The 24,661-nt window shown below is 35.1% G+C and carries 29 protein-coding genes; 13 read left to right on the top strand and 16 right to left on the bottom strand.

Going from position 1 to position 24,661, the window contains the following annotated elements; all coding sequences use genetic code 11:
• Nucleotides 1–10: 10 nt before the first annotated feature.
• Entirely contained in the window at nt 11–634 is a 624-nt protein-coding gene (locus C1634_RS10960) for a hypothetical protein (RefSeq protein WP_103232433.1), read from the bottom strand.
• Nucleotides 635–730: 96 nt separating this feature from the next.
• Nucleotides 731–1,111 carry a VOC family protein gene (locus C1634_RS10965; protein WP_103232432.1) on the bottom strand — a complete coding sequence of 127 codons (381 nt, stop codon included), beginning with the start codon at nt 1,109–1,111 and terminating at the stop codon, nt 731–733.
• A gap of 207 nt (nt 1,112–1,318) precedes the next feature.
• Between C1634_RS10965 and C1634_RS10970 the strand changes: the two genes are divergently transcribed.
• Nucleotides 1,319–1,882 carry a TetR/AcrR family transcriptional regulator gene (locus C1634_RS10970; RefSeq protein ID WP_109738400.1) on the top strand — a complete coding sequence of 188 codons (564 nt, stop codon included), beginning with the start codon at nt 1,319–1,321 and terminating at the stop codon, nt 1,880–1,882.
• 39 nt (nt 1,883–1,921) lie between these two features.
• Nucleotides 1,922–3,328 carry an MFS transporter gene (locus C1634_RS10975; protein WP_109738401.1) on the top strand — a complete coding sequence of 469 codons (1,407 nt, stop codon included), beginning with the start codon at nt 1,922–1,924 and terminating at the stop codon, nt 3,326–3,328.
• Nucleotides 3,329–3,341: 13 nt separating this feature from the next.
• Here C1634_RS10975 and C1634_RS10980 read toward each other — a convergent pair whose 3' ends face one another.
• The 9 genes from C1634_RS10980 to C1634_RS11020 all read right to left on the bottom strand — a co-directional run bounded on the left by C1634_RS10980 (nt 3,342) and on the right by C1634_RS11020 (nt 11,087).
• A complete protein-coding gene (locus C1634_RS10980; protein WP_228410058.1) occupies nt 3,342–4,445 on the bottom strand; it encodes a serine hydrolase domain-containing protein in 1,104 nt (367 codons plus the stop codon).
• Between the two features lie 201 nt (nt 4,446–4,646).
• Complete coding sequence (locus C1634_RS10985; protein WP_109738402.1) at nt 4,647–5,378, bottom strand: class I SAM-dependent methyltransferase; 732 nt, start codon at nt 5,376–5,378, stop codon at nt 4,647–4,649.
• A 67-nt stretch (nt 5,379–5,445) separates the two neighbouring features.
• Entirely contained in the window at nt 5,446–5,646 is a 201-nt protein-coding gene (locus C1634_RS10990; RefSeq protein WP_202980645.1) for a YqaE/Pmp3 family membrane protein, read from the bottom strand.
• A gap of 28 nt (nt 5,647–5,674) precedes the next feature.
• The gene (locus C1634_RS10995; RefSeq protein WP_103232963.1) at nt 5,675–6,058 is read right to left on the bottom strand and encodes a tetratricopeptide repeat protein; all 384 of its coding nucleotides are present in this window, start codon (nt 6,056–6,058) and stop codon (nt 5,675–5,677) included.
• Between the two features lie 350 nt (nt 6,059–6,408).
• Nucleotides 6,409–6,543 (bottom strand): hypothetical protein, encoded by a 135-nt coding sequence (locus C1634_RS26520; protein ID WP_109738403.1) that lies wholly within the window; start codon nt 6,541–6,543, stop codon nt 6,409–6,411.
• Between the two features lie 12 nt (nt 6,544–6,555).
• Nucleotides 6,556–7,893: a hypothetical protein gene (locus C1634_RS11005; RefSeq protein ID WP_103232964.1), complete on the bottom strand. Its 1,338-nt coding sequence runs from the start codon at nt 7,891–7,893 to the stop codon at nt 6,556–6,558.
• 197 nt (nt 7,894–8,090) lie between these two features.
• The gene (locus C1634_RS11010; RefSeq protein ID WP_103232965.1) at nt 8,091–8,513 is read right to left on the bottom strand and encodes a DUF1801 domain-containing protein; all 423 of its coding nucleotides are present in this window, start codon (nt 8,511–8,513) and stop codon (nt 8,091–8,093) included.
• A gap of 127 nt (nt 8,514–8,640) precedes the next feature.
• The gene (locus tag C1634_RS11015; RefSeq protein ID WP_103232966.1) at nt 8,641–9,054 is read right to left on the bottom strand and encodes a hypothetical protein; all 414 of its coding nucleotides are present in this window, start codon (nt 9,052–9,054) and stop codon (nt 8,641–8,643) included.
• A 14-nt stretch (nt 9,055–9,068) separates the two neighbouring features.
• Complete coding sequence (locus tag C1634_RS11020) at nt 9,069–11,087, bottom strand: M3 family metallopeptidase (RefSeq protein ID WP_109738404.1); 2,019 nt, start codon at nt 11,085–11,087, stop codon at nt 9,069–9,071.
• Nucleotides 11,088–11,304: 217 nt separating this feature from the next.
• On the opposite strand from C1634_RS11020, the gene C1634_RS11025 reads away from it, so the two are divergent.
• The 7 genes from C1634_RS11025 (at nt 11,305) to rimM (ending at nt 15,652) form a co-directional block, all read left to right on the top strand.
• Complete coding sequence (locus tag C1634_RS11025) at nt 11,305–11,829, top strand: SRPBCC family protein (RefSeq protein WP_103232967.1); 525 nt, start codon at nt 11,305–11,307, stop codon at nt 11,827–11,829.
• A 262-nt stretch (nt 11,830–12,091) separates the two neighbouring features.
• Complete coding sequence (locus C1634_RS11030) at nt 12,092–12,541, top strand: hypothetical protein (RefSeq protein ID WP_103232968.1); 450 nt, start codon at nt 12,092–12,094, stop codon at nt 12,539–12,541.
• Between the two features lie 93 nt (nt 12,542–12,634).
• On the top strand, nt 12,635–13,270 hold the full coding sequence (locus C1634_RS11035) for a DoxX family membrane protein (RefSeq protein WP_103232969.1): 636 nt from the start codon (nt 12,635–12,637) through the stop codon (nt 13,268–13,270).
• A gap of 46 nt (nt 13,271–13,316) precedes the next feature.
• Nucleotides 13,317–13,826, top strand: a complete 510-nt coding sequence (locus C1634_RS11040) for a nitroreductase family protein (protein WP_103232970.1) — start codon at nt 13,317–13,319, stop codon at nt 13,824–13,826.
• A gap of 1 nt (nt 13,827) precedes the next feature.
• Nucleotides 13,828–14,412, top strand: coding sequence for a hypothetical protein (locus tag C1634_RS11045; RefSeq protein WP_109738405.1), 585 nt, complete (start codon nt 13,828–13,830; stop codon nt 14,410–14,412).
• A 116-nt stretch (nt 14,413–14,528) separates the two neighbouring features.
• On the top strand, nt 14,529–15,095 hold the full coding sequence (locus C1634_RS11050) for a 30S ribosomal protein S16 (protein WP_103232972.1): 567 nt from the start codon (nt 14,529–14,531) through the stop codon (nt 15,093–15,095).
• A 14-nt stretch (nt 15,096–15,109) separates the two neighbouring features.
• Nucleotides 15,110–15,652, top strand: a complete 543-nt coding sequence (rimM, locus tag C1634_RS11055; RefSeq protein WP_103232973.1) for a ribosome maturation factor RimM — start codon at nt 15,110–15,112, stop codon at nt 15,650–15,652.
• 61 nt (nt 15,653–15,713) lie between these two features.
• Here rimM and C1634_RS11060 read toward each other — a convergent pair whose 3' ends face one another.
• The 5 genes from C1634_RS11060 to C1634_RS11080 all read right to left on the bottom strand — a co-directional run bounded on the left by C1634_RS11060 (nt 15,714) and on the right by C1634_RS11080 (nt 21,382).
• Nucleotides 15,714–17,366 carry a serine hydrolase domain-containing protein gene (locus C1634_RS11060; RefSeq protein WP_103232974.1) on the bottom strand — a complete coding sequence of 551 codons (1,653 nt, stop codon included), beginning with the start codon at nt 17,364–17,366 and terminating at the stop codon, nt 15,714–15,716.
• 104 nt (nt 17,367–17,470) lie between these two features.
• On the bottom strand, nt 17,471–18,385 hold the full coding sequence (locus C1634_RS11065; protein ID WP_109738406.1) for a helix-turn-helix domain-containing protein: 915 nt from the start codon (nt 18,383–18,385) through the stop codon (nt 17,471–17,473).
• A gap of 157 nt (nt 18,386–18,542) precedes the next feature.
• Complete coding sequence (locus tag C1634_RS11070; RefSeq protein WP_109738407.1) at nt 18,543–19,382, bottom strand: SDR family NAD(P)-dependent oxidoreductase; 840 nt, start codon at nt 19,380–19,382, stop codon at nt 18,543–18,545.
• Between the two features lie 267 nt (nt 19,383–19,649).
• The gene (locus C1634_RS11075; protein WP_109738408.1) at nt 19,650–20,456 is read right to left on the bottom strand and encodes a helix-turn-helix domain-containing protein; all 807 of its coding nucleotides are present in this window, start codon (nt 20,454–20,456) and stop codon (nt 19,650–19,652) included.
• Nucleotides 20,453–21,382, bottom strand: a complete 930-nt coding sequence (locus C1634_RS11080) for a helix-turn-helix domain-containing protein (protein ID WP_103231639.1) — start codon at nt 21,380–21,382, stop codon at nt 20,453–20,455. Before C1634_RS11080 ends, C1634_RS11075 begins: the two co-directional genes overlap by 4 nt.
• Before the next feature lie 351 nt (nt 21,383–21,733).
• Between C1634_RS11080 and C1634_RS11090 the strand changes: the two genes are divergently transcribed.
• The 4 genes from C1634_RS11090 to C1634_RS11105 are packed head-to-tail and all read left to right on the top strand — an operon-like array spanning nt 21,734 to nt 24,592.
• On the top strand, nt 21,734–22,372 hold the full coding sequence (locus tag C1634_RS11090; protein ID WP_103231641.1) for an LA_2272 family surface repeat-containing protein: 639 nt from the start codon (nt 21,734–21,736) through the stop codon (nt 22,370–22,372).
• Entirely contained in the window at nt 22,369–22,833 is a 465-nt protein-coding gene (locus C1634_RS11095) for a hypothetical protein (RefSeq protein WP_103231642.1), read from the top strand. The genes C1634_RS11090 and C1634_RS11095 overlap by 4 nt, the downstream gene beginning before the upstream one ends.
• Nucleotides 22,834–22,851: 18 nt before the next feature.
• Entirely contained in the window at nt 22,852–23,925 is a 1,074-nt protein-coding gene (locus tag C1634_RS11100) for a fatty acid desaturase family protein (RefSeq protein WP_165835310.1), read from the top strand.
• 25 nt (nt 23,926–23,950) lie between these two features.
• Nucleotides 23,951–24,592, top strand: coding sequence for a hypothetical protein (locus C1634_RS11105; protein WP_109738410.1), 642 nt, complete (start codon nt 23,951–23,953; stop codon nt 24,590–24,592).
• The last annotated feature ends 69 nt before the right edge of the window (nt 24,593–24,661 follow it).

The following is a 24,661-nucleotide window of genomic DNA, read 5'->3' on the forward strand; positions in this document are numbered from 1 at the left end:
ACCTCTTTTTCTATTGATTCTCAAGTTTGATAATAGGACCTTTGTAAAACTTAGTCAGATCATAAAGATCCGTAAAATGATGCTGAAGATCAGGAACGATTTTAGGATCAAATTCTTTTGAATTCAATTGATTTTCAGCAAGAAGATACAAAGACTGATTGTCTGGTTTCAGATAGTCACAAAGTATATTTTCATGCCCTTGCTCTCTATTCAGAATTTCTGTGAGAAAAATTCCGTAGATCAGAAACTTGTTGAAGTTTTGAGAATCCACAATATAATTCATATCCTGTTTCAGGAGTTTTTCATAACCTGAAAGAATCTGGAGGAAATTTTCGGAGTGAATCGCAGCCGGAATTTCGTAAAAAAGGTCAATACCATTGATGAAAAGCTGAGTCTTGGCTTCTTCATGATCTGAAGAATAAACACTACTGAACCATTGAAAAATAAGTAAAAGTTCTTCCTGGGTAAGCTCTTCAACAGAGTCCTGTATTTTTTCTTTAATCGTTTCAAGGGTGGCTCTTGCTTCAGGTTGAAGGAAACTCAGAATCTTATCCTCGTCACGATTAAGCTTATTGTACAAATTGATTTTGGCAATAATAGGGTTGGTTTTGATGAAATATAGTTCTTCCGCCATAGTTATTTACCAGTTAATCTTTTAAAAATGGTTATTTAAAGATACAAAATATGTCTTAACCTTATTTAAAAAATTAATATGCATCAAATGGTATAGCTATTTTACGGTTTCATGCAGAGCAATTCTGTTCCCTTCCGAGTCCTCAAATTCCGCTACGGCAAAACCATATTTTTCATCTGTCCTTTTAGCATAAAGTACAGAGCCTCCATGTTGTACAGCCTTTTTCAATGTCTCGTCAATACTTTCCGTCTTAAAATAAATGATAACCCCATTTCTGGAAGGTTTGTAGACATCTCCTTTTGCCAATGCTCCTGAAATACCGCTGTTTTTTTCCTCAAAAGGAAACAAAGCCATTTCATAATTGTCAATGATTTCTTTCTCAAAGCTAAAATTGAAAACAGCAGAATAGAATTTTTCTGCTCGCTTCATATCATGAACAGGGATTTCAAAATAAACAACAGGATTGGTCTTGTTCATATTTTTTACAGGGTTTAGTTGAGGTGACGGATTACAAGATACGCCTATTAACAGTAAGAATATCAAAAATAGAGGAAGTGATTTCATATGATTGAGGCTTGAATAAATAAGGTTTTTTTCTCTGATCTAAAATAAAAATTTTATCTGTATTTTAAAAATAGATAGACTTATCTATTTTTTTTGATTAGATTTGTGAAAATTTTCAGAATGAAAAAGGAAAAAGTACGAGACAGAATTATCAGAGTCGCTTCGGAGCTGTTTTATAAGCAGGGTTTCAATTCTACAGGAATCAACCAGATTATTGCCGATGCTGACATTGCTATTGGCTCACTGTACAACCACTTTTCATCTAAAAACGATCTTCTTCAGGCTTATCTTATAAAAGAAGAGCTCAATTGGTTTGAAGGATTTGAAGGCAGTACATCCAAAATTTCTGAACCAAGAGAAAAACTCCTGGCACTGATTGATTACAGAAAAAAATTACAGCAGACGTCCCAATTTGCAGGATGTCATTTCATTAAAATTGTCTCCGAAACAGGAGAGGGTAACCCTTCTATTTCCGGTTTTGCCAGACAGCACAAAGAAAAACAGAAAGATATGATCAAAACACTCATAAAAGAATATGGGGCAGAAAAAGAATTGACGGATACAGATTTGTTAACCAATACTATTTTCCTTTTAATAGAAGGAGCAGTCGTTACTTCCACGATCAATAGACAAAATGATTCTTTTGATCAGGTCAAAAAAATAGTTCAGGGTTTAATACCCTAATTTTTTTCAATAATTAAAAATAGATATATCTATATAAAAATGAATTATAAGTATTTGAAATTGATCATAGTATTATTTGGTCAACTGCTGACGATTATGGATATTTTCATTATCAATGTGTCCATTCCTTCTATACAGAATGATCTTCATGCTTCCAACGGGGAAATGCAGTTTATGATTGCCGCTTACCTCATTGGTTTTGCTTCTTTTCTGATTACAGGAGGCAGGCTGGGCGATTTATATGGCATGAAGAAAATGTATACGATCGGATTGATTGCTTTCATGTTGAGTTCTATTGCCTGCGGAGTTTCTGTGGGAGCAGGTCAGCTGGTTATTTCAAGATTTGTGCAGGGAATGAGTGCTGCCATGATGGCCCCGCAGGTATTGTCAATGATACAGATTTTATTTCCAGACCATAAAGAACGTACAAAAGCCATGGGATGGTATGGGATTACGATTGGGATAGGAACTGTTTTGGGGCAGTTTCTCGGAGGATACTTTTCATCATTAACAATGATGGAAGAACCATGGAGACTTATTTTTCTGATGAATATTCCTATAGGTGTTCCGGCAGTCTTTCTGAGTTTAAAAATATTGGATGAATCTAAAATTTCGGTAAAGCAGTCCTTGAATATGGGAGGCGTTTTGATGATCTCCGCGGGATTATTCTGTGTTACTTATGCATTGACAATGTTTGAGCATGAAGGTTTTCATCTCAAAAATGCTTTTCTGATGATTATTTCCGCTTTAATTTTATTAGGTTTTATAAAAAATCAGAAGAGAAGAATAAAAAATGACCGTCCTTATCTTATTGATTTTGAGATTTTTCGTTATAAAAATTTCAATCTGGGTATTGTGGCCGTTTCTTTCTTTTTTATTATGCTGGATTCCTATTTTTATATCGTGTCCCTTTTTTTTCAGGATGGTTTAAAAATAACTGCTCTCAAGGCAGGAGAAATCATTGTTTTCCAGGGATTAGGCTTTATTCTGGCCTCCATCATTTCTGTAAAAATGGTTTTAAAATATGGTAAAAAAGCCCTGATTGCAGGGCTGATTTTTATTATTGTTATTCTTTTTCTCCAGCTGTTTTTATTCAGGATGCAGACCAGCTTTCCAATTTTCTGCCTGCTGTTATTTTTACACGGATTGGGAGTGGGTTCTATCATTCCTTCGCTGGCTAATATTGCTTTGTCTGGAATGTCAGAAAAACTGATAGGGAATGCCTCCGGTGTTTATAATACTTTTCAGCAGATTGCAGCCATTCTGGGGATTGTTGCGGTAGGAAGTGTTTTCTATTATTTTCTTGGAGAAAAACCTTTGGTACAGCATTATCACAAGGCATTTTCAGTTGCCGTACTTATTAATATTCTCTGCCTGATTTTTGTAATGGGCTGTATTTTTAAGGTGCCTGATCATGTTCTTCCAGAGATGGACAGGAAGAAATAAGATTGAGCGTATTTTAAGGCTTCTTTGATGAGGTTTTGATATCACTTAAAGTCGCTTTTGCAATATTTCGGGTAACTTCAGTAGGAGAGTGGCAGTCACAGTTACTGAATCCAATCACATAAAGATCTTCCCCCGGAACATAAACTCCCATGCTTTTAAATCCAAATATACTTCCTCCATGTTCGCGGTCAGGAACTCCATTGATATCCTTCAGATGCCATCCGTATCCGTAGGTAAATTCCTCCCCGCTATTCAGTTTATATTTCTGAAAAGCTTTTTGGGTTTCTTTAGAATTCAGCAATAGGTTTTGATTGAGAGCTTGCTGCCATTTCAGCATATCATCTCCTGTAGACATTAATGACCCTGAAGAAAATGGAACACTGAAACTGATCACTGTTTTATTAACAAATCCCTGCTCTTTTTTGTGATAGCCGTAAGCTCTTTGAGGGATCACTTTTCTGTCGGAAGCGTAATAGGAATGGATCATTCCAGCCTTATCAAAGATGTTTTTCTTAATAAAGTCTTCATAAGAAGTTCCGGAAACCAGTTCAATGATATAGCCTAAAACCACATATCCTGAATTATTGTAGTCAAACTTTTCTCCAGGTGCAAAATCTACAGGTTCATTTTTGAAAAAATTAACCATTTCTTCCGGCTTCATCTCTTTTTGAGCAATGGAAGGCAGGGATTTTATTTTAGTAAAATCTTTAATTCCTGAAGTATGGGTTAACAAATGATGGATGTTAATTTTATCTCCGTTAGGATAATCTTTAATGTATTTGGAAATCGACTCATTGACATTGAGTTTGCCTTGTTGTTCCAGCATCAAAATTGCTACGGCAGTAAACTGTTTAGTCATTGATCCAATCTGGAATACATGATCCGGTGTCATATTGACATTGAGTTCAAGATTGGCTTTTCCGAAAGCTTTCCGGTACAGGCTTTTTCCGTTTTTAGTAATCAGAAAAACGCCTCCGGGCTCATTGGTATTCCCAAATTCAGTCTGGATAATGCTGTCAATTTTATTTTCATATCCTTTTGTTTGCATCTGAGCATCCATCGTATGAGTTAAAAATGGAAGCAAAAAAAGAGCGGTTATCAACTTTTTAATAATCATAACTATGTAATTTGTTATGCAAAGATATAAATTATTTTCATTACTATGTTATACAATATAGTTGTTTGTATTTTTACAATATGATTCTGATTTTCATAATAATCAGTGTATTATCAATACTAATTATATATGAGTGAAAAACATAATTTATCGGGTGGGTATAGCTAAAGTGGCTGCTCTGAAAATGAAGTTGCTTTTACACTATTTTTCAACAGAAATAAGCAACATCATGGGTCTGCGGAGTTCATCTTTCATCTCCGGAATTTCTTTCAGCATCTCCTGACTAGGCTTTGGTTCTATAACTTCCTTAATTTTAAAGCCATGTTTTAATAATGTATTCAGATAAGAAGTTAACGTACGGTGGTATTTTATAACATTTTCGCCTAAAAATGTGGTGTTTCTTTTCCCTTCCACAAAGTATCGGTCAACGGGCCAGCAGGTTTTCTGACCGTCTTTATCATATACCCAATCCTGACTGCCTTCTGCCGTGAAAACAGGATGCTCCACGGAAAAAACAAAAGATCCGCCGGGAGAAAGCCATTGATAAATATGCTGAGCAAGGGTATCAAATGATTCCACATAATGGAATGTGAGTGAGCTGAGTATGAGATCAAATTTTTCAGCAGGATAATCAACTTCTTCAAGGGCTTTCCTTTCATATTGAATTCCTTCCATATTGTTGATTTCTTTAGCTTTTGTCAGCATTTTTTCTGAAAGATCAACTCCAATTACAGACTTCGCCCCATTTTCTATGGCATAGCGGCAGTGCCACCCGAAACCGCAACCCAGATCAAGGACGTTTTTTTCCTGAAAGTCGGGCAGCATATTTTTCAGGGTGTGCCATTCTCCGGCTCCTTCCAATCCTATTTGAGAACGGAGCATTTTTTCGTACTGGTCAAAAAATGACGGATTGTCGTATTTATTTTCTTTCATGAGATGGGAATTTATTGTTTTTTGATGCTAGCCTAAAATCTTTCAGCCAATGGAAGATTTCAATCGTTTAGCCGTTATTTTTACGCATTGCTTTAATGAGTTTGTCATTTCGTTTATCTGCTCTTTCATTATTTAGAGAAAGAACCGCCCATATTGCTGCAGGAAGCCACCCGATCAGGGTAATTTGTAAAATAAGGCAGACAATTCCTGTGATAACTTTCCCACGGATGATGAATGATAAGAACGGAAGTAAAATAGCGAGTAACATGATTGTAGATTTTAATTAATACTGATTTTTAATGAGATTGAGGATCAAAATATGCCTTAAAAGTGAGAGGGTCCTCAATTTTATCTTCAACTTCCTCAAGGTATTCCAAATATTCTTCCTGGTGTTTTTCCATATAAATAAGTACAATAGATAGGTTTACAAACAGATTTTTATCATTCGAACCTAGCCGTAGAGCTGTCTTTAAGTATTCCAAAGCTTTTTCATTTTCTCCCATATCGGAATAAATAGCACCAATATTGATCAATGCTGAAGTATTTTCAGGCTCAATAAGTAAAATTTCATCTAATTCTTTTACCAATAGATCATTTAAAGTATCCCAATGGTCCTCATTATCCCATCTTTTAGCCTGAAGTTTTTTTACGTTTTCTAATCTTAATGTTATCGTGCTCATGATTTAAAATTACAGAATGGATGATTGCTTTTTAGAATGTACAAATTTAGCTTTCTTACAATAGATATGTTCATTTTTTTATAACTGAAAAAACAGTTTGCCTTCATCTATCTGAATACGTGTTGTTAATAGGCTTGAAACCCATCGTTTATTGCAGCTTTCAGGATTTCAATGTTGATATCTTTCAAAGTTTTGAATTTAATACAATATCCGGTTACGCTGGCTTTACCTATTTTTCTCCATAGGTTTTAACGCTGATATTGAGTCCTGGGTATGCTGATACTCATCTCAATCTGATAAAAGCCCCTGATTTCAGAGGCTTTTGGAGGTGTGAAAGATTGTAAGAATACTTATTTAATCATAATTTTCTTTACAATTCTCATATTTTTAGTTGTTTTGATAACAAGATAATAAAGACCTTTGTTGTCTAAAGAAATTGTTTCTTTTTTATTGTTTGAGGACTTTTTTAAAATATGCTGACCCACAGCATTTAAAACCTATATTTCTTGTAAGTTTTCGGCACTTTCTACCGTTACTTCATTACCTGTTTGGTTTTGATAGATTTTAATATCTGCTTTTGAAATAGCTTCTGTTTCTTTGGTTGATAAATAAGCGTTTTCCAGTGAGAACAATCCGGCATTGGAACTGCTGGTTCTGCCTCCAAAATAAAGAGTATTATTGTAGATTACAAAAGAACTTTCAGAATCAAAACCGTTTCCTGGCCCTGGGGCAACATCTATTAGGCGCGGGTTTGAAGGTGAAGTGGGAATAGTACTGTCATATATCCAAAGTTCCCTGCCATTTACATCATTAATAGCGTCAAAAATAAGCTTGTTGTTGAAGACAGTAAGATTCCTTGGCATTGAAAATTCAGGACCGGGATAGATATCTGCTACAAGCTCAGGTGTGTTTGTACCATCATATCTCCATAATTCAGTTCCTATCACATTATTATGCGCTGCAAAATACATTTTATCGTTGTAAATTGTTTTATGTCTCGCTTCACCTCCATAAGGGGAAGTATCGAAATCGTGAACTTTTGTCGGGTTATTAGTTCCATCATATACCCATAATTCTTCACCTGTTCCGTCGTTTGCTGAAAAATATAATTTATTCTGGAAAGTTATAAAATTGGCAGGATTTGATCCATAAATCCCCGGATTGATATCATATACTATGCCTGGATTTGTGTATGATGTAGGTAAGGCAGGATTATAAACATAAAGTTCAAAATTCTGATCTGTAGTTGTTTTGCCATTAAAATATAATTTCCCGTTAAAAATAGTATTGTAAAACTTGAAATTAGTCATAATAGGGTTTACGTTTGGTAAAACAAGTCTTTTTGGATTACTTGAGCTATAGGGTAAATTGTCATCAAATGTCCAGATTGAAAAAGGGCTAGCGGCAGGATCTTCATAGAATAGTTTGTTGTCAAGAATCCTGAAGTTATTTCCACGGGCTCCAATTTTTTTTGGATTTGTAGATGATATAGGCAAAGTATCATCATATGAATAATTGTAAAAATTATTACTGAAAAATAATTTCCCATTATAGGTGGTAAAATTCTTTGGAAAACTACCGTTATTAGGGTCGTTATCAAGATCTATCAACTGTTTCGGATTGTCAGAAGAAATAGGTTGATTATCATCGTAAGCCCACAGTTCATAATTAGCTATACCTCCTTCTCTTGCAGTGAAATATAATTTCCCTTTATGGACATAAAATGCTTGGGGTACCTGAATGTCGGCAAATTTTTTTACTAAATTGATTTGAGCTTTTATAGGAGTAAGTGATAATAAAGCAACAATCGTTGCCGAAAAAAGTTTTTTATTCATGGTTATAGTTTGTGTGTTTTTATTTTTATAGCAGAAGCTATTTCACGGTGCAAAAGTAAGGAAAAGTGTCGAGAATACTGCAATAAGTATATTCCTGAGGTGGTTTTTATTTTTTTTCTTCAGCCAAAGAAGGTAGCCAATGAGCCCAATCAGAAAAGGGTAAAATATAATAACAGTTGCAGCCTTCCAAAAGTTTTTTATTGATGATTAAACCCATCCAGTATTGCTGCTTTCAGGATTTCAATGTTGATATCTTTCAAAGTTTTGAATTTAATACAATATCCAGTTACGCTGGCTTTACCTATTTTTTCTCCATAGGTTTTGGCTAAGTAAGTTTTATCACTGATATTCATAATGTAGATGGAAATCCCTGTTGTATTGGCACTCATTCCAATCTGATAAAAATCTCTGGATTTTCCGCCAGCATAGTGCAGGGTATACAAACCATATCCAATATTGGGATTGGAAACGGTTTTATTTTCGCTGTTTTTACCATCGAGAAACCATAATTGACATGCCGGATGGAGCTCCAGAATAATACCATGCAATTCTTGCATATCATTACGTTTCAGCTCTGGCTGGCTGCTGATATAGTCTTGGATTTGTTCTTGAATGGTCATGTGAAATCAGAAATTGGTTTGAGGTTATTGAGCGACTAATTTACAAATTTTCATAAAGCTAGAATGGAAGGTAATTATGAAAAAAAGAACAGCAATTGCTGTTCTTTTTATAGTTTATTTTCCTGATTTACTGAATCAGCTCTTTCATTGTTTTATCCGTTTTCATCAATTCTCCTTGCGGAATCTGATGATTAAGATAAGTGAAAAGTAAGTGAGTCACCCAGGTATTTTCAATCTGATGAATATAATAAGAGCAGATCAAACCGAAATCATCGGAAATATAAGCCGGTAAATCTGAAGACCCGGTAGTTCTAAAAGTCGATATGAAAATCTCCTTTCGGATATCACTGATTTTATCTTCTGTTTCCTCATCCACAGATTTGTCTTCAATAGCCTGATACGTTTTCATCCATGCCTCTGAAAATTCAGCTGAATCTCTGTTGTCAAGAATTTTATCAATCTTTTCAGAAGTCATATTGTGAAGGGCAGCTTTTAAAGATTCATTAAAAACAGCTTCCAAAATGCTTATTTTCTCTGTCATAATTTAAATGTATCCTATCCAAACGCTCTTTTCAACAAGCTCTCCACTTTCGGCTCACTGCCTCTGAAACTTTTATAAAGCTCCATTGGATCTTTAGTTCCACCTGAGGAAAGCAATACTTTATACTTAGCGGCAATCTCAGGATTAAAAATTCCGTTTTCTTTAAAATACTGGAATGCATCGGCATCCAAAACCTCTGCCCATTTGTAAGAGTAATATCCGGCAGAATATCCACCCTGGAAAATATGAGAGAAACTTGGGCTCATGGCGGTTTCAGAATTAGAAGGATAAAGAGTGGTTGCTTTTGTATACTTATCCTCGAATTCCTTTACACTTTCATTCTCCAGTTCTGCAACTTTCGTATGATAATTCATATCCAGAAGTCCGAAACCTATCTGTCTTAGGGTTTGGTAGCCCTCCATAAAGTTTTTAGACTGCTCAATTCTTTCAATTTTTTCGTCAGGAAGTACTTCTCCTGTTTTATAATGCTTTGCAAAAGTTTGTAAGAACTCTGGCTCATAGCAGAAGTTTTCAAGAAACTGAGAGGGAAGCTCCACAAAATCCCATTTTACAGAAGTTCCGGATAGCGTAGGATATTGGGTATCTGCCATCATTCCGTGAAGCGCATGTCCAAATTCGTGGAATAAAGTAGTTACTTCCTGGAATGTTAGTAAGCTAGGGGTATCTTTTGTCGGTTTGCTGAAGTTGCAGACAATTGAAATATGCGGGCGTGAATTTTCACTATCTTGCTTGTACTGATTTTTGTAGCTGGTCATCCAGGCTCCGGCTCTTTTCCCTTTTCTTGGGAAATAATCAGCGTATAAAAGAGATTTATAAGTCCCGTTCTCTTTTACTTCATATACTTTTACATCCTCATGGTATTTCGGAATGTCATTTCTTTCCTCAAAAGTCAGTCCGAAAAGTTTTCCAGCCAATCCAAATACAGCATCCTGCACCTGGTTTAATGGGAAGTAAGGTTTTAATTCTTCATCATTAAGATCAAATTTTGCCTTACGAAGTTTTTCAGCATAATAAGCGTGGTCATAGCCCTGTATTTCATCAATTCCATCCGCTTTGGCTAAAGATTTTAATTCTTCAATTTCTTTATCAGCATAAGGTTTTGCCTTGGTCAAAAGCTCATTTAAAAAATCCAAAACCTTTACCGGAGACTTTGCCATTCTTTCTTCCAGAACAAAATCTGCATAGTTTTTATATCCAATAAGCTCGGCTTTCTGCTGTTTCAAGTGAAGAAGCTCTTTAATAAGATTCTGATTGTCAAATTCTCCACCGTCAAAGGATTTTTTACCATTTGCTAAAGCGAGTTCTTTTCTCAATGTACGGTTTTCAGCATACGTCATGAATGGAAGGTAGCTTGGATACTGTAAAGTGACTACCCAGCCCTCAAGGTTTCTTTCTTTGGCTTCCTCAGCATACTGATCGATGATAGCCTCCGGAATTCCGGCAAGATCTTCTTTATGCGTGATATGTTTAAAATAAGCATTCGTAGATGCCAGTACATTTTGCCCGAACTGTAACGATTTTAAAGAAAGATCCATGCTGATTTTCTTTAATTTCTCTTTGTCTTCGTCATTCAATAACGCTCCGCTTCTTACAAAACCTTTGTAGGTCTCATTCAAAAGCATTTCCTGTTCTTCATTGAGATTATATGTCTCCTTTTCATCATATACTTTTTTGATTTTGTTGAAAAGGGCTTCGTTTTGAGAGATTTTTGAAGAATATTCTGTTAATATCGGAGAAACTTCCTGAGCAATCTGTTGGATTTCATCGCTGGTTTCTGCAGAATTTAAATTGAAAAATATGTTGGAAACGACATCCAGCTGTTCCCCTGAATAGGCTAATGCTTCAATCACATTTTCGAAAGTGGGTGCCTCAGGATTATTGACAATAGCATCAATTTCTGCTTCGGATTTTTGAATCAAGTCTTTAAATGCCGGAAGATAATCTTCATTTTTGATGTCACTGAATGGTGCTGAATGATATGGAGTGTGAAATTTTTTTGTTAAAATATTCATTTTTAGATTTTTTATGTAAGGTAAATTTAATGATTCATTGGGAATCACAGCTGAAATGCTCAAAAATAATGCCTTACCGGAAACTTATGACAAAAATACTTATCTTTAAATAATCTTGTCATATGGAAAGAGGGAGTGATGTGGGAATATTTAATTTTGAGAACAGATTTAATAGTCATCATTAAAATAAATAACCTTAATATAAAATATATAAACTATGAAAACACTCTTAAAAATTATTGGTACCATCATCGTGCTGATTCTTATCTATGCTATAATCGCGATGCTGACTTTCAGTAACGATTATCATTACGAAAAATCTATTGTCATCAATGCTCCGAAGGAAAAAGTGTGGCAGCATACAAATTCTTTACAAGCATACAATACCTGGGATCCTTTTTCTAAAGAAATCAAGAATTTCTCTGTTACTTACGCAGGAAAAGGTGACCAAATAGGGGATTCTTATCACTGGAAAGGGGATGACAGTGAAGGAGAACAAACCATCACAGAAATTGCAGCCAATGAAAAACTGGGTACTCAGCTTCGTTTTATAAAACCTTTTGAAGGAACTGCCAAAAGTAATATTGTGCTGACCCCTGAAGGTAACGGGACAAAAGTAACCTGGATGATCGATAATGAGCTGAACACCATGATGAAGATTATGAAACCTATGATGGACAATAATATGGATAAAATGTTTGGGCAGGGACTAACGGATCTGAAGAAACTTACTGAAAAATAAAATGAAGGCCTTGTATAGTTTACAAGGCTTTTTTTATTAAAATTCTTTTTACCAATCTCGTTGATTGAATAGAGTTTTCCTTTATCTTTAGTATCACATTATCATCAAAATAAAATAATAATGCCGTACCGCTGACTTTAGTTTTAAAAAATTAAGTCTGGAAATAATTTAAAAGCGATGAAATATTTTGGAAGAGTTATTTTATAGTAAGCTATTGAAATATTATTCTAAAAATATTATCTTTATATAAAGAATCGATTCTATGGGGAAGATTGTATTTGAAAAAAGTGATATCAGAGACTTCGTGAAAATGGCTATCGCAGAAAAAATTGAGAAGCTTAAAAATTTTATCGAATTCACCTTGGAAGCCAGTCGTGACATAAAAAAAACTCCGAAATATGACAGTATGAGAGAAGAGATGCAGGAGGAGATTTATCAGATGCAGCGACAGCTGGGAGCTTTGAATGATCTTAAAATGAATATGGCAAAAGTACTGAATACAGCTACAGAAAGAGTGCAGATTGGCTCTCTGGTCATTACCAATAAAGCAAGGTTTTATATTTCCGTGTCACTAGGGGAGTTCTTTTTTGAAGGAGATCGGTTCTATGCCATCTCTCCCGAAAGCCCCATGGCAAAAAAAATGATGGGAATGAAATCAGGGGATGAATTTACCTTAAATAAGATCCACCAAAAGATCGTGGAAGTATTATAAATATCAATAGTGAATGACCTCCATATAATATAGCTTCAAATGTATTTGAAGTTTTATTTTTATTTAATACTTTGCGATTCAAAACCTATAACCATGAAATTTGACAGCCTAAGGACCAGCAGGTTCAATCATTGGATTATTATACATCTTCGCTATCTGGTGGGATTTGCTTTTTTCCCGTCCGGACTGGTAAAGCTGATGGGGGAAAGATTCACCCGGATTTCAACAGATGAACCGATCGGATATTTTTTTGAAGCATTGTATCAGTCTGGCTTTTACTGGAATTTTTTAGGATTGGCTCAGATAACAGCCGGAATCTTACTCATGACGCAGCGCTATGCTACATTGGGTGCATTGATGTTTCTTGCCATACTGACAAATATATGGATCATTACCATCAGTCTTTCGTTTAAAGGGACCTGGGTTATAACCTCTTTAATGATGGTTGCTGTTCTTGTATTGGTGATCTGGGACCAACATAAACTACGTCCGATTTTTAATTACAATAAAGCAAGTACAGTAAAAGAATATCCTGATCCCGGGTACAACTGGATCATTGCAGGAGTGGTATATGCGATAAGTTGTATTGCTTTATATATGCTGGATCCCGTGAAAGGGGAACCTTATGAAAAATGGCTGTTTAAGGCACTCGTTTTACTCATTCTTACTACTTTTTCCATCAGTAATTACAAAGCTTATAAAAATCATAAACTGGCAGTAAATACTTAACATTTTAAATGAAACAGATTGAATTTCATGTTGTAAATTTGCAGGTATGAACAAAGCATCCATTTTAAAAGAAATCATAGAGCAAAGAAGAAGTATTTTCCCAAAAGATTATACAGATGCAGAAATTTCTCAGGAAGTTCTTGATGAGATTTTACATTCAGCGACTTTGGCTCCCAATCATAAACGTACAAAACCTTGGCGTTTTAAAATATTCAAAGGAGAAGAAAAAGCAAAACTGGCTTCAGAAATGCAGGCTATCTATAAAGCGAGTCAGCCGGAACAGCTTTTCCTGGAAAAAAAATATAATGACATCGGTTTTAAAATCAATAAAGCGGATGTTGTAGTCTCTATTGTAGTCAATTTTAGCGGAATGCTTCCTGAATGGGAAGAGATCGCTGCTACTTCAATGGCGGTTCAGAATATGTATCTTACCTGTACAGCGAACAATATTGGCTGCTATTGGAGTTCCCCTAAAATTGTAGATGATCTGAAAGACTCTTTAACCATTGAAGAAAATCAGAAGTGTCTGGGGCTTTTCTATATGGGAACTGTATAGGATGAAGAATATTTACAGAAATTATAATGAAGAAGATTTGCTGGTTGCTTATCTTTATATGACTGATCACACAGGAAAAATCAATGATGAAATGCGTGAAGCAATCAGTCAGAAATTCAATTATGATGAATTTGTAAAAAAAGCCGAGTACAGAAAAATTTTAATTAAAGAAAAAGGGAGAATCTCTTTTGAGGTTCATAATAGAGTACAGAAAGGAGAAAAAATAACTCTTATTCTTGAAGACATCTCTTCAAAAATTATAGAAAGGGGGGAATTGAAGATTTTTATTCTTGAGAAATTTGAGCAATTTTCAAAGGTAAAAGAGAATGATAAAATAGATGAGAAAATAATTTTTAAAAGCCTTTTAGGAATTGTAGCAGTTTCTGTTACCGGACTTCTTTTTTTTAAGGCTATAATCTCATTTACAGGACAGTTTTCCTTTTTTTTGCTGATACCTGTTTATATCATCAATTATGTAGTGATCTATGGGATTACAGGAAAGACACGGGATAATTTTGCTGTTTTTATGGCTATTTTAATTTCTGTAATTATTTCAACAATATTCTCTCTTGCCATGCTTGGTTAAAAAAATAATTTGAATTTATAAAACTTTTTACCCGAAGCTTTTTACTTCAAACTTTTTTACTATCTTTGCACTCTTAAATATTTAACTGGGACGAGTTCCCGTAAAATTCAAACATTATGTCAGTAAAAATCAGATTACAAAGACACGGTAAAAAAGGAAAACCTTTTTTCCACATCGTGGTTGCAGATTCAAGAGCTAGAAGAGATGGTAGATTCATCGAAAAACTAGGAACTTACAACCCAATTACTAACCCGGCAACTATCGAATTGAACGTTGATTCTGCTGTACAGTGGTTAAACAACGGTGCTCAGCCTACTGATACTGCTAGAGCTATTTTATCTTACAAAGGTGCTCTTTACAAAAAACACTTACAAGGTGGTGTAGCTAAAGGTGCTTTTGATGAAGCTGAAGCTGAAAAAAGATTCAATGCTTGGGTAGACGCTAAAGACTCTAAAGTACAAGGTAAAGTAGAAGGTTTAGCAACTGCTAAAGCTGATGCTAAGAAAGCTGCTTTAGATGCTGAAGTAAAAGTAAACGAAGCTAGAGTTGCTGCTGCTGCACAAGTTGAAGCTGATGCTAAAGCTGCTGAAGAAGCTGCAAACGCACCTGCTGAAGAAGTTGTTGCTGAAGCTACAGAAGGAGAAGCTCCTGCTGCTGAAACTGAAGAAAACACTGAAGCTTAAAAACAAACCCTGTTATGCGTAAAGAAGATTGCTATTTTTTAGGTAAAATCACACGCAGACATGGACTTGCGGGTAACGTGATCCTTAAATTGGATACCGACCAACCCGAGCTTTACAATAAATTGGAATCAATATTCGTTGAAATCAACGGATTATTGGTTCCATTTTTTATTGAAAAATCATCATGGAGCAAACTTGATGCTCTGAATCTTGCATTCAAAGGCTCTTCTGAGGCAATGGTAGATCAGGTTTTAGGTAAAAGTGTTTACCTTCCGCTTGCTACACTACCTAAACTTTCAGGAAAACAATTCTACTACCACGAAATCATCGGGTATAACATCCTTGACGAAAATGATAATGATTGTGGCGTGATCCGTTCTGTAAATGATCAGACGGCGCAGACTTATTTCATTTTAAATTTTGAAGGAAAAGAAATTGTAATTCCCATGATCAAAGACTGGGTTCTGGAGGTTGACAGAGAAGAGAGAATTATTAAAATGCAGCTGCCGGAAGGCTTGATGGACGTATTCCTGGTTCCATCTAAGAAAGATGAGTAATTTTTGCAATAAGCAATAATTTCACCCACCTTTCCATCTCTATCTAAAATTTTATTATTGATTATTCATTACCCATCATGATGGCGGGTAAAAGATATTCCTGTACTATTTTGTCGGTTTGCTGGTGGGCATAAGGTTTGTTATACGCCTGTGCCGTAATGACTATGACAACAGGAATTTTGGTGAACATAATGATTTTGTTTCCTCCATTTCCACTGCACTGAAAAGCCTCATAGCTTTTATTGCCAACCGTATATACCTTCCTCCAGAATAAATATCCATAGCCTTCAAAATCAGTATTGTCTGCAAAATAATTGGTCAATGACTTCTTCACCCAGTCTGTACTCAAAATTGTTTTTCCATTCCAGACTCCGTTATTTTTATACAGTTGTCCGAATTTTGCAAAATCGAGGGCTTTCATGCGCAATCCTCCGGCCAGAGAAGGTTTTTGCTGAGGAGTAAACTGCCATTTGTAATTGGTGATTCCAAGAGGACCGAACAATTTTTTATCTGCATATTTTTCCAATCCCTGGGGAACCGTTTTGTCCAGAATATCTCCGGTTACGACAACACCTGCTGTGAAATAACTCCAGTTTTTTCCTATTGTATTCTCAGTCATTGGGAGATCTAACACAAACTTTATCCAATTGTCAGTAGGATACATATTTTCTTCATTTCCGGGAGATTCAGAATCTTGGTCATTTCCATCAAATCCGGAGCTCATCGTCAATAAGCTTTTTATGGTAACATCATCTTTTTGGGAAGAATAATTCTTAAATTGTTTTAAATCATAGAATTCCTTCAGCGGTTGATTTTCACTTTTTAAATATCCCTCTTTTATAGCAATCCCGGTCAAAGCTGAAGAAAAGGATTTTCCTACTGACCGCGTATCCTGCAGAGAGTCTCTTCGGGAGCCGTTAAAATATTCTTCCAGAAGCAATTTTCCCTCTTTTACAACAACAATTCCGGTGATATCTTTGAACCTGTTTTCTGCAATTTTCTTATTCAGGGTTCTGATCGTTTTAGTATTGATTTTTTCCTGGGAAGTCTTCCATCCGCTGTTAGGCTGGATCGGTTGAACAGCAGTCTGATTCTCTGAAATATTTTGAGAAGGAACGGTAAGGTTGATTTGCCCTTCCGAGATAATAGGTCCCGTTTTTATGGTAGAAGCTTTCAGATAAGGACGTATTTCAATTTTTAAAACGTGATTTCCTGCTGCCAGGGCATCAATGCCATCATGAGCCATATAAAAGCGCATCCATAGATATCTTCCCCACGAATCTTCGTTCTTACTGCTGATAAGAGGAATTCGTAATGTTGTTTTGATTTTTTTATTTTCCGGAGTACCCGCGCCTGTATTGAGATCTTCTTTATAGATCAGTTTTCCATCAACGTAGAATGAAAATTGATAATTTCCGTTTTTAAGAAGTTCATCAACAGTCCAATTGGGTTCAAGCTGATGAAGGTAGTTGATAAGTGAATTTTCAAAAAAAGCATGAATGTTAAGATCTCCGTTTTCCTGAAATATTGAAGAAGAAATAAGATCCGAATCCTTTAAATTCTCCAGAGCAATATTTTGGGTAAGGAAAACCACTTTTCCGGAATGTGTTTTTTGAACAGGAGATTCAATTTTCTCAGGATTAACTATATTTTTAATTTGTCCCTGATAAAGAGAAGAGGTAAAAATAAAGATCGATAATAGGATCGCTTTCATTTAAAGAAGTATTTCAACAAAAATAATGAACTTCCTGACAGTAAAATAGAATGAAATTAACATTTCTATTATATTATCGATCTCTTACCGAATAAGGATGTTTTCTAATTAAATAGCCTTCTGAATTCTCCTGGTGATTGATTTGTTTTTTGTTTAAAAAGCTTACTAAAAGACTGTGGATGTTCAAATCCCAATTCATAGGCAATTTCACTCACGGATAAACTTGTAGTACTCAAACGTTCTTTAGCAGAATCAATTAATTTATTTTGGATATGCTGTTGTGTATTTTGCTGAGTATGAAGTCGGAGCAATGTTCCAAGATAATTAGGGGAAATATTCATTTGGTCTGCAATACACTTCACTGATGGAATTCCGTTTTCTATAAGGTTTCCATTTTCGAAATATTGAGAAAGAAGGTCTTCAAACTTGTGAAGTAATTCATGACTTGATTTTTTTCTGGTGAAAAACTGACGTTCATAAAAACGCTCAGAATAAATCAGTAATAATTCTATCTGCGAGATAATGAGTTCCTGCGTGAATTTATCAGTGTTTGACTGATATTCCCGTTCAATATTTTTAAAAACATCAACTAAGATTTTCTCTTCTTTATCAGAAAGAAAAAGAGCCTCTTTTACCTGATAGCTAAAAAAATCATACGATTTTATTTTCTTGGTTAATGCCGTGTTCCATAAAAAATCAGGGTGAATCAGCAACAAAAATCCTGTAGGTTTCACTTCGATATCCTTTCTTATTTCCAGGCTTAAATACTGTTGCGGCGAAATAAAACACAGTACTCCTGAATCAAAATCATATTGCTGCTGTCCATAATTGAATCTCGGATTGACATTTTTTTTCAAGCCGATCGAATAAAAATTCTGAATCCATTTCAATTCATCATCATCCACTACATAATGTACCTTACTATAGTCTATCAGGCTGATCAGTGGATGCTCAGGATTCGGTAGATTACAGAAAGCATGAAAATCTGAAATAGAATTAAAACGAATAGGCTGTTTCATAATAGCGAAGTTAGTTGTTTTTGTAAAAAGTATAACATATTGATTCAAAAAGTCTTCGGCTCTGATCAGACGGACATCTCTAAAATTTTATGTTCAAATAATTCAAACATATTGTTTAGAGTCAACCTGAACAGAGCCGAAGAATATTATTACCAGATTAGATTGCAGTAGAAACCGTTAGCTTTTCCCATTTTTCAGCATCTTTCTTTAAAATATCAATCTTATTATTGAGAAACTCCATGGTTCCTACCCCTAATAATAAATGTACAGGGGGATTTTTCTCTTTACTGATCTGGATCAAAACATCAGCTGCTTTTTCAGGATCATTAGGCTGGTTTCCATTGATTTCATTAAGGTGGGCCTGTTCAGAATTTCTTGCCGCTTCGTAAGCCTGAATAGGATTAGCAGGAGTTTTTACAGAATCTTTATTCAAAAAGTCTGTGCGGAAATATCCAGGATAAACAACTGTAGCATGTATTCCGAAATCTTTTACTTCCTCCGCCAATGCTTCTGTAAATCCGGCAACGGCAAATTTTGTTGAGCAGTAAATTCCCCAACCTGGAAAATTGGCTGAATATCCACCAACAGAAGAAATATTGAAGATGTTTCCTGATCTTTGTTCCCGAAGATAAGGCATCGCATTTCTGATCACGTTTAACGTTCCGAAAACATTCACGGCATAATTTTCTCTTGCCTCCTCATCAGTAAGTTCCTCAAGTGTTCCGATCTGTCCATAACCGGCATTGTTCACAACCACATCTATTCTTCCGAAATGCTCAACTGTTTTTGTAATAGCAGACTTTATATCGTTATTATCAGTGATGTTGACGCTAAGTGGTAGGAAGTTTTCGGAAGTATCTCCGATAGTAGAAATCAGGGATTCAACGGTACGGCTAGTGGCGGCAACCTGAAATCCTTCGGACAGCAATTTTTTTACCAACTCGAATCCTAAGCCTTTTGAAGCTCCTGTCACGAACCATACTTTTTTTGTTTCCATTTTTAAATATTTTTTTGTTTAAATGATGGTACAAAGATGGAAAGTTACGGAGGGTAAAATGTAGCCGAATCGGGGAATGATGTATCCAAATCGTGAATAATGTTTTCAAAAGTCAAATTATTGGGATTCTGTCATGGATTCTGTCAAATCTTCGATTTCTGGTGAAGGAAGAATCTTATTGATGATCAATTGTTTGAGATTCTGAATGACATCGCATTTCATTCAGAATGACATTTTTGAAACAACCTCTCTGATTGTAAATAAATTTTAATAGATTTTCAGAAGATTTCTATATTTCAGTGGGGTTATTCCTATGTTTTCTTTAAAACACCTTGTAAAATGACTCTGGTCTGAAAAACCGCATTCCAGGGCAATATCAGTTAAAGAAGCTGGTGAAATGAGAAGTTCCATTGATTTATTAACCTTTAATTTTCTCAGGTATTCTCCCAAATTACAATGAAAATATTTATGGAAATCTCTGCTTAAATGAATAGGGTGGATGTTCAATGTTTTAGAAAGCTCCGTAAGGTTCAATGTTTCTGTAAAGCTTTCATGTAAGATCTCATTAATCTGACCTACCCATAAAGGTTTTCTTTCGGTATTTTCCTTTTGAAAGGTTAATTGACTGAAAAGATGTAATAACAGCTGATTGACGGTCAGCTCAAAAGAAGGATCATTGGTTTTAGTCTCTTTGAAGATCTGATGTACCAATAATTTAAAGGCTGGATTTTTTATATTAAAACTGCCCTCCACTTTATTTTTCTGGATATCGAACCGGTCAAACCAGCTTTGTGAAATTTCGATATGAAAGCCTCGCGTAAAAATATCCGGTTTGATATTGTAATGAGGATCTTCCCAATGATGATACAATAATGTTCCCGCAGAGCATTCATACGTTTCTTTTCTGTTTCCCTCTGTCATATTGCCTTGAAGAAGAAAAGTAAAGTAGGCATTTTCATGATAATGCCAGTCTACATAAGGATGCGTATACTCCGTGTCTGTGATCGTCAATCCTTCCAAATTGATCAATTGATTGGTATCTCCAAAATATTCGCCGTTACGAAGAGTATTCATAATAAATTCTGTTTTAGGCGGTCAATCTGTTCATACATCTTATTAAAAAACATTTTTCTTTCCCGGTTTCCGGATTCATTCAAAGATTTTGAGTTCTTGATCTGATGTTCAAAATAACTCAGAGAATCTTCACAGGTGAGTTTATCATTGGTCATCATATATCCGAACATGCTGAAAGGAACAAAAAAGGAACATTGCTGCTCATTTTTGAATAAAATACTGTTGTTTAAAATTACTAAATCATTGACATATATCTGAAAATTAGTTTTTTCCAGTGTTTTACTTTCCAATTCTTCAATTAATTTTCTTAGGTCGTCAAGGATCAGATCAACATCACTTTTCTTTAATAATCCCATTTCATAATAAAAAGAAATCTGTCTTAAAGCACTCATAATAGTAGTGTCATTCCAGATTTCTGTTACATTTTGTTTGTCGTAAAGATCTTTCAGCATTTCATTTTTTACAGAATGATATTCCATATTGAATTCATGAAATGGGCTTAAAAATTTATCCTGATTAAGTAAATTCATCCATACATAAAACTTGAAACGGGACAGAATAGAATCTGTAATGGTATAAAAAAACGGGATATCTTTTGCGGAATAAAATACTTTAGAATGGGTAATATTCTGGAAAACGTTCAGAATCTTCAGAGAGTTTTCAAAGTAATTTAAAAGATCTTCAGTGGTTCTTACGGGTTGTGTTCTTTTGACAACCAATTGATTTTCTGTTCCCAGGAATTGATCTAACGATATTTGATAGTATTTAGCGAGCTCCAGTGCTTCTTCAAAACTAAATTTGGCTTTCATAGAAGTTCTCCTATGGGCTGCATCATAGCTGATATTAAGAATGTTGGCGATCTCATCATTCAAAGACCGGTCTCCGATTTTTCTTCGGATTTCCTTCAATAAAGCTTCCTGGTGCATAGTTTTGTGATTTTCACAAATGTAGCGTTTTTTGTGGAAAGAGCTGTTGAATTTCTGTTTAGAAGGCCGGAAGCTTGAAGCTGGGAGAAGGGAAGTATCGGAGGTCGAAAGAATGAATCACGATTTAACAACAATTTGACATTATACCGACTATTGATATTTATCACTGAAAGTAACTTCCAACCTCCTTCTTCCCGCTTCCCGCCCCTACTGACATAAGTGAAAAATTTAATTACCTCATCCATGCATTTTGTGATTTTCGCAAATAGGACATTTTTTTTAATTTTTTTTCACATTCGGAAATTTGGTTTCTGCTGATAATTTTGAACTGTAATTTTAAAATAACAAGTTATGAAAACACGAATTTTATTAGCAGCAGTTCTTTTATTCAATAGTCTGGCCTATGCATCAGACAGTTTAAAAGTTGATTCTTTGAAACCGAGATTGATCGCAGCTTCACCCTCAAAGAATGTCAGAAATGTCAACGGAGTTTTATTTAAATATTATGATGAGGAAGATCATTTTAAGCCTAAAAAAGTAAACGGATTGGGAATGGGATTCAATTTTCTGGGTATTTTCCTTCCGCCGTTGATGCTTTTCAACTTACAATTACCAGGCAGTAATGATTATGTAGTGATTCCCCGTGAAAAGATGAATACCATCAACGGACTTCAATTGTCGCTGATCAATATGGAACCCACAGTTACCAATGGCCTTGAGATCAATGTTTCCAGTAATGTCAATACCTATGCGGTAATCAACGGAATGTCTGTGTCTCCATTTTTTAACCTGCATCATGAGATGAAAGGTGTTTCTGTGGCGCCATTAGCAAATATTGGACGGAAGTGCAGAGGAATACAGATCGGTTTGTACAATAAATGTGATGATTTCATAGGAATACAGATTGGCGGATGGAATGAGAACGGAAAGAGAAAGCTGCCTTTGATTAACTGGAATTTTAAGAAACAGAAAGAAAATAAGAAGTTATGAAAAGGTTTGTTGTAATCACCGTACTATTTCTTTGTGGCTTTCTGAAAGCTCAATTTGAAGAAATCAAAGAGAAAAAATGGCTGGTCATTCTTCTCAGTACCAGAATTGAAGGAACTTCATTGGATAACAAAGCATTTCTATCCATAGGAACAAAATTGACAGATGGTGATAAGAATTACTACAGTTTAAGGGGGCACTTTAACTGGTGGGATGAAAGAAGGCTGCTGGTCATTCCGGAGTTTGATTATTTCAGAAAAGTTGTTTCGTTTCAGGATGGCGCAGAGGTATCATCTTTATATGCCGGTGCCGGAGTTTCGCCCTATGCGGTTTCACCCAAAGCAGGAATCAGTTTTTACCATTTCTTTTGTGCAGAATTCGGATACAACTTCGAATATAATACGTATAAACCGTTCCCAATTAAAGGATTCCGATGGGGTATGGGAATTAACCTTGTCTTCTAAATGATTAATACAATAATTATGAAACCAAAAATCAGATTTAAAAAAGCAACCTCTCCTTTCTATTCAGAATTGCGTGAAGAGGTGAATGTATTGCTGACGGATGAAGTAACGAAAAAGGCCAGGAGATTGATGATGATTAAATTTTTGTTTTATTCTCTGACCTTTCTGCTCTTGTATGCCAATCTTTTCAATCCTTATATGGAAAATAAGAAATGGGCAGTCGTTTTGAATTATATTGTACTGGGGCTTACTGGGATATTACTGGCTTTTAATTGTGCTCATGACTGTGTACACAATACATTTTCAAAATATAAAAGACTCAACCAGATCATTTATTATATCGTATTTAATCTGCAGGGAGTGAATGCAAGACTTTGGAGAAAAAGACACATTGCCTCCCATCATGTATTCCCGAATGTAGATGGCTGTGATGCTGACATTGATGATAATATTTTTTTACGGCTATCTGCTCATCATCCAAAAAGAAAAATACATGCCTACCAGCATTTATATGCAACTGTACTGTATTGTTTCTATACTTTACATTGGATTGTCATCAAAGATTTTATTTATGTGAGAAAAAAAGAACTGGCCAACCTTAGAAATCAGAATCATTCATTCATGTCTGTTGCAGAAGTAGTTCTGTTGAAATTAGCTTACTTCACGTATATGCTGGTTTTGCCCATCCTTTTTACCCATATTCCGATGCTGACGATTCTCCTATCTTTTATCATTATGCATGTGACCATTTCGTTATTTTTTGTACTGACTCTGATTATTTCTCACCTAAGCCTTGAAACAGATTTTCCCAAAGCTGATGATGAAGGGTATCTGCCCTATGATTATTATGAACATCAGCTAGCGGTATCGCTTGATTATCATCCAACCAGCAAGTTGGGCAACTGGATTTTCGGAGGGTTCAATTCCCATGCAGCCCATCATCTTTTTCCAGGATTGCCTCATACAGTTTATACTATTATTACTCCGGCGATCCAAAAAACAGCAGTCAGAAACCGTTTTCCCTATCATGAGAAAAGCATTGTGGATGCAGTGATTTCACATTATCAATACCTCAAAAAATTAAGTAAGTGACTTTAAACCATTAAATAATTAACCTATGAAAAATGATAAACGGGTATTATTTTTATTACTGTTTTCAGTACGTATTTTTTCACAAAATACAACCAATGACACCGTGAATACCCAAACAGGAGAACCTTTTGATTATAAAAAATATTATGACTGTGATGATGGGGAAGGAAATGTTTTGATTGTCATCAAAAAAGGAAAAGAATTTACAGACCTTAAAGATTTAAAAAAATCAGAAAAAGGCTTCGCCATTAAAATGGAAGCGATATACAGCATGGAATTTTCGGATGGACAAAGATATGAATCAAGTGTGGTGAAGAACATCACCCAGGACAGTATTTCAATTACGAATTTTTTTAATGAAAATGCTGCTAAGCTGGCGGGAAAACCTTTTACATTGATTAATTATCCTCTTTCATCTCTGAAATATATCCGTTTTATTAATGACCGGATGCTGTCCCTGTACCATAAAAAGAATATTCAGAAGAATTTTGACCTGATCGTAAAGAAAATGGACCATGCCAGAATATGTCCTGCTGTTCTTAATTTTAAAGATAGAAATGGTGAGATGAAAGTCTGCCACTTTTATCTGACCTCTCAGGGATATGATCTTCTTTATGAGAACAATGGAAGAGTATATTATCTGGAGGGTAAAGTAGAGTGGAAGTGATTTTTGAAGTAAGTAAAATCATCTTACTGTGCTCTTTTTTGTAAATTGATCAGCATTAATCTTAATGTA

It is taken from the genome of Chryseobacterium viscerum (assembly GCF_002899945.2).
GTDB lineage: Bacteria > Bacteroidota > Bacteroidia > Flavobacteriales > Weeksellaceae > Chryseobacterium > Chryseobacterium viscerum.

Bases quoted from the DNA above. Each gene is read 5' to 3' on its own strand.
- C1634_RS10960 (WP_103232433.1), bottom strand. From the start codon at position 634: ATGGCGGAAGAACTATATTTCATCAAAACCAACCCTATTATTGCCAAA.
- C1634_RS10965 (WP_103232432.1), bottom strand. From the start codon at position 1,111: ATGAACAAGACCAATCCTGTTGTTTATTTTGAAATCCCTGTTCATGAT.
- C1634_RS10970 (WP_109738400.1), top strand. From the start codon at position 1,319: ATGAAAAAGGAAAAAGTACGAGACAGAATTATCAGAGTCGCTTCGGAG.
- C1634_RS10975 (WP_109738401.1), top strand. From the start codon at position 1,922: ATGAATTATAAGTATTTGAAATTGATCATAGTATTATTTGGTCAACTG.
- C1634_RS10980 (WP_228410058.1), bottom strand. From the start codon at position 4,445: ATGATTATTAAAAAGTTGATAACCGCTCTTTTTTTGCTTCCATTTTTA.
- C1634_RS10985 (WP_109738402.1), bottom strand. From the start codon at position 5,378: ATGAAAGAAAATAAATACGACAATCCGTCATTTTTTGACCAGTACGAA.
- C1634_RS10990 (WP_202980645.1), bottom strand. From the start codon at position 5,646: ATGTTACTCGCTATTTTACTTCCGTTCTTATCATTCATCATCCGTGGG.
- C1634_RS10995 (WP_103232963.1), bottom strand. From the start codon at position 6,058: ATGAGCACGATAACATTAAGATTAGAAAACGTAAAAAAACTTCAGGCT.
- C1634_RS11005 (WP_103232964.1), bottom strand. From the start codon at position 7,893: ATGAATAAAAAACTTTTTTCGGCAACGATTGTTGCTTTATTATCACTT.
- C1634_RS11010 (WP_103232965.1), bottom strand. From the start codon at position 8,513: ATGACCATTCAAGAACAAATCCAAGACTATATCAGCAGCCAGCCAGAG.
- C1634_RS11015 (WP_103232966.1), bottom strand. From the start codon at position 9,054: ATGACAGAGAAAATAAGCATTTTGGAAGCTGTTTTTAATGAATCTTTA.
- C1634_RS11020 (WP_109738404.1), bottom strand. From the start codon at position 11,087: ATGAATATTTTAACAAAAAAATTTCACACTCCATATCATTCAGCACCA.
- C1634_RS11025 (WP_103232967.1), top strand. From the start codon at position 11,305: ATGAAAACACTCTTAAAAATTATTGGTACCATCATCGTGCTGATTCTT.
- C1634_RS11030 (WP_103232968.1), top strand. From the start codon at position 12,092: ATGGGGAAGATTGTATTTGAAAAAAGTGATATCAGAGACTTCGTGAAA.
- C1634_RS11035 (WP_103232969.1), top strand. From the start codon at position 12,635: ATGAAATTTGACAGCCTAAGGACCAGCAGGTTCAATCATTGGATTATT.
- C1634_RS11040 (WP_103232970.1), top strand. From the start codon at position 13,317: ATGAACAAAGCATCCATTTTAAAAGAAATCATAGAGCAAAGAAGAAGT.
- C1634_RS11045 (WP_109738405.1), top strand. From the start codon at position 13,828: ATGAAGAATATTTACAGAAATTATAATGAAGAAGATTTGCTGGTTGCT.
- C1634_RS11050 (WP_103232972.1), top strand. From the start codon at position 14,529: ATGTCAGTAAAAATCAGATTACAAAGACACGGTAAAAAAGGAAAACCT.
- rimM (WP_103232973.1), top strand. From the start codon at position 15,110: ATGCGTAAAGAAGATTGCTATTTTTTAGGTAAAATCACACGCAGACAT.
- C1634_RS11060 (WP_103232974.1), bottom strand. From the start codon at position 17,366: ATGAAAGCGATCCTATTATCGATCTTTATTTTTACCTCTTCTCTTTAT.
- C1634_RS11065 (WP_109738406.1), bottom strand. From the start codon at position 18,385: ATGAAACAGCCTATTCGTTTTAATTCTATTTCAGATTTTCATGCTTTC.
- C1634_RS11070 (WP_109738407.1), bottom strand. From the start codon at position 19,382: ATGGAAACAAAAAAAGTATGGTTCGTGACAGGAGCTTCAAAAGGCTTA.
- C1634_RS11075 (WP_109738408.1), bottom strand. From the start codon at position 20,456: ATGAATACTCTTCGTAACGGCGAATATTTTGGAGATACCAATCAATTG.
- C1634_RS11080 (WP_103231639.1), bottom strand. From the start codon at position 21,382: ATGCACCAGGAAGCTTTATTGAAGGAAATCCGAAGAAAAATCGGAGAC.
- C1634_RS11090 (WP_103231641.1), top strand. From the start codon at position 21,734: ATGAAAACACGAATTTTATTAGCAGCAGTTCTTTTATTCAATAGTCTG.
- C1634_RS11095 (WP_103231642.1), top strand. From the start codon at position 22,369: ATGAAAAGGTTTGTTGTAATCACCGTACTATTTCTTTGTGGCTTTCTG.
- C1634_RS11100 (WP_165835310.1), top strand. From the start codon at position 22,852: ATGAAACCAAAAATCAGATTTAAAAAAGCAACCTCTCCTTTCTATTCA.
- C1634_RS11105 (WP_109738410.1), top strand. From the start codon at position 23,951: ATGAAAAATGATAAACGGGTATTATTTTTATTACTGTTTTCAGTACGT.